Annotated in this window: 12 protein-coding genes; 6 read left to right on the forward strand and 6 right to left on the reverse strand. The window is 65.9% G+C overall.

All coding sequences use genetic code 11. From position 1 onward, the window contains the following. Positions 1 to 2 precede the first annotated feature (2 nt). The 5 genes from ACWW36_RS07430 to ACWW36_RS07450 are packed head-to-tail and all read left to right on the forward strand — an operon-like array spanning position 3 to position 4,714. Entirely contained in the window at positions 3 to 875 is an 873-nt protein-coding gene (locus ACWW36_RS07430) for a glutamine amidotransferase (protein WP_456140926.1), read from the forward strand. Beyond that, positions 863 to 1,549 carry a GltB/FmdC/FwdC-like GXGXG domain-containing protein gene (locus tag ACWW36_RS07435; protein WP_456140927.1) on the forward strand — a complete coding sequence of 229 codons (687 nt, stop codon included), beginning with the start codon at positions 863 to 865 and terminating at the stop codon, positions 1,547 to 1,549. The genes ACWW36_RS07430 and ACWW36_RS07435 overlap by 13 nt, the downstream gene beginning before the upstream one ends. Position 1,550: 1 nt before the next feature. Then, positions 1,551 to 2,873, forward strand: coding sequence for an FMN-binding glutamate synthase family protein (locus tag ACWW36_RS07440; RefSeq protein WP_456140928.1), 1,323 nt, complete (start codon positions 1,551 to 1,553; stop codon positions 2,871 to 2,873). Beyond that, positions 2,870 to 4,054: an NAD(P)/FAD-dependent oxidoreductase gene (locus ACWW36_RS07445; protein ID WP_456140929.1), complete on the forward strand. Its 1,185-nt coding sequence runs from the start codon at positions 2,870 to 2,872 to the stop codon at positions 4,052 to 4,054. The genes ACWW36_RS07440 and ACWW36_RS07445 overlap by 4 nt, the downstream gene beginning before the upstream one ends. A 15-nt stretch (positions 4,055 to 4,069) precedes the next feature. Beyond that, on the forward strand, positions 4,070 to 4,714 hold the full coding sequence (locus ACWW36_RS07450; RefSeq protein ID WP_456140930.1) for a helix-turn-helix domain-containing protein: 645 nt from the start codon (positions 4,070 to 4,072) through the stop codon (positions 4,712 to 4,714). Here ACWW36_RS07450 and ACWW36_RS07455 read toward each other — a convergent pair. Then, positions 4,703 to 5,719, reverse strand: a complete 1,017-nt coding sequence (locus ACWW36_RS07455; protein ID WP_456140931.1) for a hypothetical protein — start codon at positions 5,717 to 5,719, stop codon at positions 4,703 to 4,705. The two genes, ACWW36_RS07450 and ACWW36_RS07455, sit on opposite strands and share 12 nt — an antisense overlap. Positions 5,720 to 5,908: 189 nt before the next feature. Here ACWW36_RS07455 and leuA point away from each other — a divergent pair, with 189 nt between their 5' ends. Further along, positions 5,909 to 7,750 (forward strand): 2-isopropylmalate synthase, encoded by a 1,842-nt coding sequence (gene leuA, locus ACWW36_RS07460; protein WP_456140932.1) that lies wholly within the window; start codon positions 5,909 to 5,911, stop codon positions 7,748 to 7,750. Here leuA and ACWW36_RS07465 read toward each other — a convergent pair. From ACWW36_RS07465 to ACWW36_RS07485, 5 genes are read right to left on the reverse strand one after another with little or no spacing between them, the layout of a single operon-like run. Beyond that, positions 7,747 to 8,313 (reverse strand): TetR/AcrR family transcriptional regulator, encoded by a 567-nt coding sequence (locus ACWW36_RS07465; protein WP_456140933.1) that lies wholly within the window; start codon positions 8,311 to 8,313, stop codon positions 7,747 to 7,749. The genes leuA and ACWW36_RS07465 overlap by 4 nt on opposite strands. Then, positions 8,313 to 8,768: a hypothetical protein gene (locus ACWW36_RS07470; protein WP_456140934.1), complete on the reverse strand. Its 456-nt coding sequence runs from the start codon at positions 8,766 to 8,768 to the stop codon at positions 8,313 to 8,315. Before ACWW36_RS07470 ends, ACWW36_RS07465 begins: the two co-directional genes overlap by 1 nt. A 42-nt stretch (positions 8,769 to 8,810) precedes the next feature. Continuing rightward, the gene (locus tag ACWW36_RS07475; RefSeq protein WP_456140935.1) at positions 8,811 to 9,260 is read right to left on the reverse strand and encodes a VOC family protein; all 450 of its coding nucleotides are present in this window, start codon (positions 9,258 to 9,260) and stop codon (positions 8,811 to 8,813) included. Beyond that, the gene (locus ACWW36_RS07480) at positions 9,260 to 10,423 is read right to left on the reverse strand and encodes a M24 family metallopeptidase (protein WP_456140936.1); all 1,164 of its coding nucleotides are present in this window, start codon (positions 10,421 to 10,423) and stop codon (positions 9,260 to 9,262) included. Before ACWW36_RS07480 ends, ACWW36_RS07475 begins: the two co-directional genes overlap by 1 nt. Continuing rightward, positions 10,420 to 11,577 carry a M24 family metallopeptidase gene (locus ACWW36_RS07485; RefSeq protein WP_456142402.1) on the reverse strand — a complete coding sequence of 386 codons (1,158 nt, stop codon included), beginning with the start codon at positions 11,575 to 11,577 and terminating at the stop codon, positions 10,420 to 10,422. Before ACWW36_RS07485 ends, ACWW36_RS07480 begins: the two co-directional genes overlap by 4 nt. Between the last annotated feature and the right edge of the window lie 72 nt (positions 11,578 to 11,649).

Genomic DNA, 11,649 nt, shown 5'->3' on the forward strand with positions numbered 1-11,649 from the left:
CCATGTGCGGCATCGTGGGCCTGCACCTGCGCAACCCCGTGTTATATCCCGGGCTTGGCGAATTGTTGACCGGGATGCTGTGCGAGATGGGCGATCGTGGCAGCGACTCGGCGGGCGTTGCGGTGTACGGCGATCCGACCTGGTCGCCGCCCGGCCGAGGCTGCGTGTCGGTGCTGGAAGTGAACCCTGCCGCCGCCGACCTCGGACTCGACGTCACGATCACTCGCGTTGCCGAGACGTATCTCCTCACCGCAGAGGCCCCTTCGGAAGTGCTGCTCGACGCCGTCAAGTCGGCATATCCCGACGCGTTGATCGCCGGGTTCGGCTCGGATATGGCCGTCCTCAAGGGGGTTGGCCATCCACGAGCACTGACCGACGCGTGGGGCCTGGCGAACGCGCAGGGCTGGCAGGGTGTGGGCCACACGCGAATGGCCACCGAGTCGGCGGTGACACCCGCGGGCTGTCATCCTTACGCCGTCGGGCCCGAACAGTGCATGGTGCACAACGGGTCGTTCGCCAACCACGCGACCATCCGCCGTGAATTACGCGCCGCCGGTGTGCAATTCGATAGCGAGAACGACACCGAGGTCGGTGCCCGCTTCATCGCGAAGCAACTGGCCGACGGCCGTGACGTCGAAGCGGCACTGAAGGAACTGTGCGCGACGTTCGACGGCTTCTACACCCTGCTGGTGTCCAACCGCGACTCGTTCGCCGTCGTGCGCGACGCGATTGCCTGCAAGCCCGCCGTCATCGCCGAGACGGACGACTGGGTCGCTATGGGCAGCGAATACCGCGCGCTGGCAGGCCTTCCCGGCGTCGAGGCGGCCAAGATCTGGGAGCCGGAGCCGGAGGTGATCTACGCATGGAAACGGTGACGTCGTTCGACCTGCATTCGGTTTCGCTGCGCGAGGTCAACGCCGCGCTTCATCGACCGGACCTGTCGGGTGAATTCCTGATCGAACACCCAGCCGGCGCGCACAACGTCGCTGTCGGCCTCAACGCCCCGGTGAAGGTGACCGTCGACGGCCATGTCGGCTACTACGCCGCGGGCATGAACCAGCAGGCCGAAATCACCATCAACGGCAACGCAGGTACCGGGGTCGCCGAGAACATGATGAGCGGCACCGTGTGGGTCAAGGGCAACGCCTCGCAGTCGGCGGGTGCCACCGCGCACGGCGGCCTGCTGGTGATCGAGGGCAACGCCGCTGCGCGGTGCGGAATTTCGATGAAGGGCGTGGACATGGTGATCGGCGGCGACGTCGGCCACATGAGCGCCTTCATGGCGCAGGCCGGTCGGCTGGTGATCCGCGGTGACGCGGGCGAGGCACTCGGCGACTCGATCTACGAAGCGCGCCTCTACGTCCGCGGCGACGTCGCGTCGCTCGGCGCCGACTGTATCGCCAAGCAGATGCATGCCGAGCACCACCAAGAGCTCGAACACCTCTTGAAGGCAGCAGGTTTCGACGGCGACGACACATCTGCCTACACCCGCTACGGATCGGCGCGAAACCTGTACCACTTCCACGTCGACAACACCTCGAGCTACTGAGATGAACCAAGACGACCGCGCCCGCCTGGGCCTGCGCGAATCCGCCACCTTCGACCGGCAGACGATCGCCGCCATCCAGCGCGCCGCCGACACCGGCATCTACGACATCCGCGGCTGGGGCGCCAAGCGTGCACTGCCGCATTTCGACGATCTGTTGTTCCTCGGTGCGTCGATGTCCCGGTATCCGCTCGAGGGCTACCGCGAGAAGTGCGGCACCGACGTCGTCCTCGGCGACCGCCATGCCAAACATCCTCTGCACCTGGACATCCCGGTCACCATCGCCGGTATGTCGTTCGGCGCGCTGTCCGGCCCGGCCAAGGAAGCGTTGGGCCGCGGCGCCAGCGAGGTCGGCACGTCGACCACCACCGGTGACGGCGGCATGACGCCGGAGGAACGCGGGCAGAGTAAATATCTTGTCTACCAATATCTTCCGTCGCGCTATGGCATGAACCCCGACGACCTACGCAAGGCCGACGCGATCGAGGTGGTGCTCGGTCAGGGCGCGAAGCCCGGCGGAGGGGGCATGCTGCTCGGCCAGAAGATCTCCGAGCGCGTCGCCGGCATGCGCACGCTTCCCGAGGGCATCGACCAGCGCTCGGCGTGCCGCCATCCCGATTGGACCGGCCCCGACGACCTCACGATCAAAATCAACGAACTTCGCGAGATCACCGACTGGGAGAAGCCGATCTACGTCAAGGTCGGCGCCACCCGCACCTACTACGACGTCAAGCTCGCCGTGCACGCCGGCGCAGACGTCGTCGTCGTCGACGGCATGCAAGGCGGCACCGCCGCGACCCAAGAGGTGTTCATCGAACACGTCGGCATCCCGACGCTGGCCGCCGTGCCCCAGGCGGTGCAGGCCCTGCAAGAACTCGGTGTGCATCGGAAGGTGCAACTCATCGTGTCCGGCGGCATCCGGACGGGCGCCGATGTGGCCAAGGCGCTCGCGCTCGGAGCCGACGCTGTCGCGATCGGGACCGCCGCACTGATCGCGCTTGGCGACAACCATCCGCGTTATGCCGCCGACTACGAAAAGCTCGGCAGCGCAGCGGGTTTCTTCGACGACTTTCAGGACGGCACCGACCCGGCAGGGATCAGCACTCAAGATCCCGAGCTGGCCGCCCGTTTCGATCCCGTCGAGGGCGGCCGCAGGCTCGCCAACTACCTGAGGGTGCTGACGATGGAAGCGCAGACCATCGCGCGCGCCTGCGGTAAGGCGCATGTGCTGCACCTCGAACCGGAGGACCTCGTGGCGGTGACGATCGAGGCCGCCGCGATGGCGCGGGTGCCGCTGGCGGGCACGTCCTGGATCCCCGGCCAATGAACACCGCGGACGTCGTCATCGTCGGCGGCGGCATCGAGGGCACCGCCGCGGCGTGGGCCTTGAGCCAGCGGGGCGTCACCGATGTCTTTGTGGCCGAACGCAACACCGTCGCCTCCGGCATGACGGGCAAGTCCAGCGGCATCGTTCGCTGCCACTACGGCATCAGCTCGCTGGCCGCGATGGCCACCGTCGGGCTGGAGGTGTTTGAAAACGCCGACGAGATCTTTGGCACCGACATCGGCTTCCGCCAGACCGGCTACGTCGTCGGCGTCGGCGAACCCAACGTCGAATCGCTGCGCAAGAGCCTCGCCGCCCAACGGGCCGTCGGCGTGCAGACCGAGGAGATCGACGCCTCCGAGGTCGCCTGCATGTGGCCGTTCGCGGACCTGTCGCCGTTCGCGGCGTTCGGGTGGGAGGCACGCGGTGGATACGGCGATGCGTACCAGACCGCGCAGGCATTCGCGGTCGCGGCTCGTGCCGCTGGTGTGCGAATCCGACAGGGCGCCACCGTAACCGGACTGCTCACCGACGGCCAAAGGGTGACAGGTGTCAGCCTCGCGGACGGCACTGAAATCTCGGCGGGCACCGTCGTCGTCGCCACCGGCGTGTGGACTCGACCATTTCTGGCGCCATACGGCATCGACGTGCCGATCCGTGTCGTCCGCGAGCAGATCGTCACCATCAAGCCGGGTGTCGAAACCGGCTCTGTCCCAGTCTTTTCCGATCTGGTCTCGCTGCAGTACGTCAGGCCTGAGCTCGGCGGCGACATCCTGTTCGGCAACAGCGACCTGTCCGACGTCGAACAGGCCGACCCGGACAACTACCTCAACCGGGCCACTGATGCGTTCGTCGACCTGACCGTGGACAAGGTCGGTGCGCGATTCCCCGGCTTCACCGATGCGGCGATCAGCAGCAGCTACGCGGGCTGCTACGACGTCACGCTGGACTGGAACCCTGTCATCTCCACAACCGAGCTGGACGGTCTGATCGTGGCAGCCGGCTTCAGCGGGCACGGATTCAAGATCGCCCCGGCGGTGGGCCGATTGGTCGCCGACCTGGTCGTCGACGGGCACAGCAACGATCCCCGCATACCGCACAGCGACTTCCGGCTGTCGCGGTTCGCCGAGGGCGACCTGCTGAAGAGCCCTTATCCCTATGTCGGGGCCGGACAGATGCGATGATTCCTGACAGGAAACATGACTGACGTCCCGCTGCGCAACAAGTCCGGTACCGCACGCGACCGCGACCCACACGAGCCCGTCGAGGAGCTCGAGTTCGAGGCTGCGATCGGGCGCAATGTCCGCAAACTGCGCCAGCAGCAAGGGCTTACGGTCGCGGAGATGGCGGCTCGCGTCGGTATCTCCAAGGCCATGATGTCCAAAATCGAAAACGCGCAGACGTCGTGCAGCCTGAGCACGCTGGCGCTGCTCGCCAAGGGTTGCGACGTGCCGGTCACCAGCTTGTTCCGCGGTGCAGACGTCGAGCGTCCCGCCGCGTTCGTCAAGGCCGGCACGGGGGCGCGCATCGTTCGCAACGGCACCAAGGAAGGCCACGAATACCAGCTGCTGGGGTCGCTGCGCGGCGAGCACAAACGGCTGGAGTGCCTGCACGTCACGCTGTCGGAGAAGAGCCAGACCTATCCGCTGTTCCAGCATCCGGGCACGGAGTTCATCTACATGCTCGAAGGCGTCATGGACTACAGCCACAGCCGCGAGGTGTACCGGCTGCATCCTGGCGACTCGCTGCAGATCGACGGGGAGGGCGCGCATGGGCCGGTGGACCTTGTCGAGCTGCCGATCCGTTTTCTGTCGGTGATCGCGTTCCCTGACTCAGCCGTATAGCTTCGCGGCGGCCGCCGCCACATCCATGACGACGTCGCAATGCTCGCCGCCGCTGTCGACCACGACCGCGGGCCGAATGATGACGTCGCCGGTGTCGACGAAATCACCGCCGAGCAGCTTGCGCTGCATTCTGTCGCCGAGGAACGCCAACACCGAGCAGTAGCTCGGATCGACGAGCAGTTCGACGCCGCCCTGAGTGCGGGTCTGCCGAGTCTCGGTGGTCATGTCGAATGTCTGGGGTTTCAGTGTCAGCCGGATTGGAACGACGTCATGGCCTCGCGAGATACGGAAGTCGCATTCGTAGGGCCGCGACCGGCCGATGTCCCAGCTCTGGATGTCCGCGCTGATGACGGACATCACCTGACACGGGTCGCGCTCGGCGAGCCGCGCAGGATAGGTGGCGACCGCGTCACGGGCCGGCAGCTGTAGCGCCTCGAGCCGCGGACCGATGGCGCGCACCAGTCCCTTTGCAAAGTCGCAGTTGTCCTCGGCGACCAACCCGACCCGCACGAACGGCTGGTCGGCCGTGCGCAGCGGGCGAGCGCCGGGCAGCAGCGACAGATTCAGCGGCAGCAGGTAGTCACACGAGCCGGGATACGTCTCGTAGACCGGCAGATCGCCGGACAGGAACGCGACAGCCTTGCCTGCGAGACGGTTGAGGGTGACCTCGATGCTGGCGTAGCGCCGGTGGATCTCACCCGCGACTTTGATGTCGATGTCGCACTCGTCGAGTGAGAAAAGCGTTCCCACCGAACCTATTTCACCGATCTTGGCCAGCGACTCGCGGGTGATCAGGCCGCAGGGATCGACCCGGCGCATCGCGCGAAGGTAGGCCAGCGCGGTGACCTCATCGGCGCTGATGGCCTGCCCGTAGGTGTCGACGTCGCCGGCGAAGAAGTACGAGGGTTCGACTTCGCGGGAACCCATCGCGGCCGATCCGTCGATGTTGCGGCTGCACCCCACGAGCAACGTCAGGATGGCGAGCAGCGCCATCACCTGCCTCACTGCACCATTGTCTACCGGCTCTGCGAGTAAGCCGACGTTTTGGCCCTTCAGGTGGGCTTGCTACAGTGGTCAACGTGCAGCGGGTGCTCCTTCTCGGCAGCCGCGACGGGGTCTGATCCAGACCGGCTTCCCGTCGCGGGTGTTCGCGACGCGCCGGTCGAGTCCCGTCTTACTCCCGGAGCCCCTGAAATGACCACCTTTTCGAAACCCGATTCCGCTGACGCTTTCACGTCAGTACGCACCATCAACAAGCCCGCGGGTCCGCCCAACCCGGGCCAGCCCGCCTGGAATACCCAGCGGACCACGTCGATGCCGGTCGACCGGTACCGCACCTTCGCCGCTGAGGTGCCGGGCGGGAGCCCGGCGTCAGGCCCAGCACCCGTTCCTTTTGACCGCAGCTGGCCAGACCGTGTGGTCGACCGCGCCCCGATGTGGTGCGCCGTCGACCTGCGCGACGGCAACCAGGCGCTCATCGACCCGATGAGCCCGGCCCGCAAGCGCCGCATGTTCGAGCTGCTGGTGCGCATGGGTTACAAGGAGATCGAGGTCGGTTTCCCGTCGGCCAGCCAGACCGACTTCGACTTCGTCCGCGAGATCATCGAGCAGGGCGCGGTCCCCGAAGACGTCACGATCCAGGTACTGACCCAGTGCCGGCCCGAGCTGATCGAGCGGACGTTCGAGGCGTGCCAGGGCGCTCCGCGCGCGATCGTGCACTTCTACAACTCGACGTCGATCCTGCAGCGCCGCGTGGTGTTTCGCGCGGGGCGTGAAGAGGTCAAGGCGATCGCCGTCGAGGGCGCGCGAAAGTGCTTGGAGGAAGCCAAGAAGTACCCGGACACGCTATGGCGCTACGAGTACTCGCCGGAGTCCTACACCGGCACCGAATTGGAGTACGCCAAGCAGGTGTGCGACGCCGTCTCCGACGTCATCCAGCCAACGCCGGATTGGCCCCTGATCGTCAACCTGCCCGCGACCGTCGAGATGGCGACACCCAACGTCTACGCCGACTCCATCGAGTGGATGAGCCGCAATTTGAAACGGCGTGAGTCCGTCATCCTTTCGCTGCATCCGCACAACGACCGCGGAACAGCCGTCGCCGCAGCCGAATTGGGCTATCAGGCCGGCGCCGACCGCATCGAGGGCTGCCTGTTCGGCAACGGTGAGCGCACCGGCAACGTCTGCCTGGTGACGCTGGGCCTGAACCTGTTCTCCCGCGGAGTGGACCCGCAGATCGACTTCTCCAACATCGACGAAATCCGGCGCACGGTCGAGTACTGCAACCAGCTGCCCGTGCACGAACGCCACCCGTACGGCGGCGATCTGGTATACACCGCGTTCTCCGGCAGTCACCAGGACGCGATCAACAAGGGCCTGGACGCGATGAAGGTGTCCGCCGACGAGCAGGACGCCGATGTAGACGACATCCTGTGGCAGGTGCCGTATCTGCCGATCGATCCGCGCGACGTCGGGCGCACGTATGAGGCTGTCATCCGGGTGAACTCGCAGTCCGGCAAGGGCGGCGTGGCCTACATCATGAAGGCCGATCACGGCCTGGTGCTGCCGCGTCGGCTGCAGATCGAGTTCTCCCAGGCGATCCAGAAGATCACCGACGGCGAGGGCGGCGAGGTATCGCCCAAGGAGATGTGGGACGTCTTCGCCGAGGAGTACCTGGCTCCGGTGCGGCCGCTGGAGCGGATCCGCCAGAAGGTCGTCGCATCCGAGACCGACGGCGGCACCGACACCATTGAGGCGACGGTCAAGATCGACGGCGTCGAGACCGACATCCGCGGTTCCGGCAACGGTCCACTCGCGGCGTTCGTAGACGCGCTGTGCAGCGTCGGCATTCAGGTCCACGTACTCGACTACTCCGAGCACGCGATGTCATCCGGCGAGGAGGCCCAGGCCGCTGCGTACGTGGAGGCCTCGGTCGACGGCCAGACGATCTGGGGCGTCGGCATCGCCACGTCGATCACCACGGCGTCGCTGCGAGCCGTGGTCTCGGCGGTCAACCGCGCTTCGGCACGTCGCTAATCGAGGAAGGCGCTCAGCAGTCGGTCCACAAGACCGGCGGCATCGTGCGCGCCCGCCTCGGGCGCGATGGTGAGGTTGCTGAACACAAAGCCGTTGAGCAGCCTGCTGAGTTCGTCCATCCGCTCCGGTGTCGGGGTGAAGCCGGCGGCCTCGAAGATGAGTGTCGCCGACTTCACCGCGGCCGCCTGAAGGTCTTTCATCAGCGGCCGGAGTTCGGCGCGGCGGGTGCTTTCCATGAAGAGCTCGAAGCGCGCGAGCGTCCACCGGCGAAACTGCTCGTCGGGTTCGAGCATGCGAATCAACAACGATTTCAGCGCGGCTCGAGTCATCGGTCCGATCGCCTTCTGCAGCGCCTCGACGCGCTGCCAATGCAGGTCCACCGTCCGTGCGGCGGTCGATTCGATCAGCGCCTGGCGAGTGCGGAAGTAGTTGGACGTCGTGCCCGCGGGCAGGCCGGTTCGCGTGTCGACCTGCCGATGGGTCAGACCGCCGACGCCGTCGTCGCACAGGATGTCGATCGCAGCATCGAGGATCTGGGTCCGTCGTTCTGGGTTGGGCGGCATCAGTTCCTATAGTGCAGACGCCAGAACATCGTCAGGAACGCCGGGTAGACCACGATCAGCAGCACGTAGCTGAACCACATCGGAAACCAGGTGAAAAACGTCGCGATGTCGCCCCTGACCAGGTTGAAGTAGATGTGCAGCGGCACGCTCGCGGCGATATAGAACACCGATGCGGTGAAGAACGCCTTGTGCGGCGTGTTGACGAACCGCACGCGGTGCCACACCAAGATCCCTGTAATCGCGGCATATGTCATCGGAACCAGCAGAATCTTGTCTGTCGTCAGCGTGACTACGTACTTCATCGCGAGTTCGTCGCCGAAGATGACGCGGTAAAGGTGCAGGCCGAAGCCCATCGCGATGGTGAGCATCGCGGCCTCGCGGAAAAAGTAGCCGTGGCGGCGGTAACCGTGCCACAGCGACCGCTTGCGTTGTACTACGTCCGTAGTGGCAGGCATACCGCCGACGGTACCACTACACGCGTAGTGATCACAATGGGTCTACGGGCGCGGCGGCAGATTGGCCAGCCAGGTATCCGGGAGCAGCTCGATCAGCTGTCCGTCGGGGTCGCGGATCATCGCGAACTGTTCGGTGACGGTGTCCTTGACCACCGAGCCGCCGAAATCCTCGACCCTTTCCAGCACGCCGGCGAGGTCAGACACCGATAGCGAGATATGCGTCAGCCCGACTTCGTCCATGACTCGCTCACGGCTCTGTACGTCGCGTTTCGAGTAGTCGATGAGTTCCAGCACGAGGCCGTCGCGCACCAGGTACGTCGCACGCACGCCGATCGGCTTGGCCAGCTGCAGCAGCTGAGCGGTGCCCTCGTCAGGCAGTTCGAGGTCCCACCAGAACTGGAAGCCGAGTAGACCCTCGTAAAAACGACGCGACCGTTCGCGATCGCTGACGCACAAGCCGATGTGATTGAAAACTGTTCGGTGGCTTGCCATTACAACCTTCCGTAGCGTGTGAGCAGGGTTGGTCCACCACTGTCGACGAGCACCGTATCGCGCTGGAGGCAGCCGCCAATGCCTTCGTGGGCAACCCACGACTGCACGCTCAACACCATCTCTTCCTCGATGACGGCATCGCGGCCACGCCCGAGACCGATCAGCGGCGGTTCGGCGCCCAACCCGAGGCCGTGTGCCAGCGGGACCCCCGGATCGTCGTTGCCCGTGTCCTGCCACGCCCGGTACAGATCGGCACCCGTATTGCCGGGACGACATGCGGAGATCAGCGCCTCCAAGCCGCGGGCGCATTCGGAGGCCAAGCTGGGGGTCCCCGACGGACCGGCGCGACCGGCTACGCGCGTGCGGCCCAGGCCTGCCTCGTAGCCGGCGTACAACGCACCGGGCGCGAGCACCACCATTTCGCCGTCGCGGATCGGCCGCTCAGATGCCAAGTGCCGGAAACTGACCTGACCCTGCGAGGGCGTCGCGAAGCACACGCCTTCCGACGGCGGCATCGGCGCGCCCAGGCTGGCGATCCGCTCGTGGTAGATGCCGAGCAGTTCACGTTCGGTGATGCCGGGCGTCAGTGCGTCTTCCATCGCACTCAGCGCCGCTTCCGAGATCGCCGACGCCACGTGCAGGCAGGTGATCTCGTCGGGCGTCTTGGTCCGTCGCGCACCGTCCATGACCGGTGCGGCGTCAAGGAGTTCCGCCTTGGTGACGAGTTCAGGAATCAACGCGGCGAACATCGGCGTCAAACCGTCGGTGCCGACCCGCCGCGCCTCGCTTAGACCTGGGATGCCAGCGAGGTCGGCTGCGAGGTTGGCGGGATTCCAGCTCATGCGGTACAGATCGTCGCGACCGATCTCCGGCGGCACGCCCTCGTCCCAGGTCGAAAGCAGATGCACGCGTTCGGTTTCCTTCACCACCACCGCGACGGGAGCGAAGGGCAGGACACCAGAGCGCCCGAGCTGACGGGCACCCGACACGTACTTCACGTCGCCGACGCCACCGAGCAGCAAGGCATCGAGGTTGTGGCTTTCCATGCCGGAGAAGACTTTTGCGCGTCGTTGCGCACGCAGGCGGCCGAAGTCGACGCGTGCGTCGTCCTCAAGGCCCATCATGCCGACGAACAACCCGCGGTCGCGGGCGACGGGGCTCACGCCGATATCCCGTACGGTTCGTAGGTCGATCCGCTGAGCTTCACCCAGCCCGTATCCGTCACGGCCACAATGTCTTCCGAACGGTAACCGGCGACGCCCTCCTCCCAGATAACCGGCTCGAGAACTAGTACCATCCCTGGCTGCATGATCAGCCGCTCGTCGAACCGCTCACCCAAGTCCGTCCCGATGAGTGGCATCTCTGCGCTCTCGGTGCCCACGCCGTGTGCCAGATAGAAATGCTCGATCCAAGGACGGACTCCGTCGTTCGCGTCGATGGCCACTTTGCCGAGTTCGAGCGCCGACACTCCTGGCTTGAGAACGTCGAGCGCGGCGTCGACCACCGCTCGCCAGCGGCGGAAGTGCTCCTCCTGCCGCGCATTTGGACCGCCACCCGTGATCCAGGTCCGGCCGTAGTCGGAGGCGTAGCCCTCCCAGGTGATGCCCGAGTCGACCCAGATGACGTCGCCTTCGCGAAGGAAGCGGTCGGTGGTGACGGTCGGATAGGCCAGATCGCCATGCAGGGTCCAGGGTCCGAGCTCGCGCGTCGGCGCCATCACCTGCCAGATGGGATCGATACCGTTCGCGGAGGCACCGAGTTCGAAGACGCGGCGCAGGAACACCGCGCTGAGGTCTATCTGGCGAACGCCGGGACGCAGAGCGGCCAGCGCGTCTCCCATCGCGATCTCATTCAGCCGCTGCGCCTGGCGTATGCACGCGATCTCGTCGGGTGTCTTCGTGAGCTTGGCGGCACCGACAACGTCGGAGGCATCTACCCAGTCGAACGGGGGCAGACCCCGAAGCATCGCGTGCGTTTGGGCGTCGACGCCGATGCGAGCGCCGGATGGAAAATGACCGGCGAGAGCCGCGGCGAACTCCTCGATGCCGTCGTCGAGATCCGGAAACAAGGCTCCGTGCAGATGATCGTCGGGAAGGTCGGCAGGAACCCCGTCGGCGTAGAGCGTGTACAGGTGCGGTGCGGAATCCCCCTTCACCACAACCGCCACCGGACGAAACAGCGCAGCGCGGTCACCATCCTGGGCAGGTGCGGCCGCGCCGGTGGCATACGCCACCGAACTGGACCCGAGCAGCACGAGGCCGTCGACACCTTGTGCGTCGAGCTGATGCTGCAGGCGCTCGAAACGTTCGCGGCGCATCCGCGGGAGATCGGGCAAATCTGGGATCGCCCGTCCGTCGATGGTCGCACTGTCGATGGGTTCCACCTCCCG

The organism is Mycobacterium sp. MMS18-G62 (genome assembly GCF_053877835.1).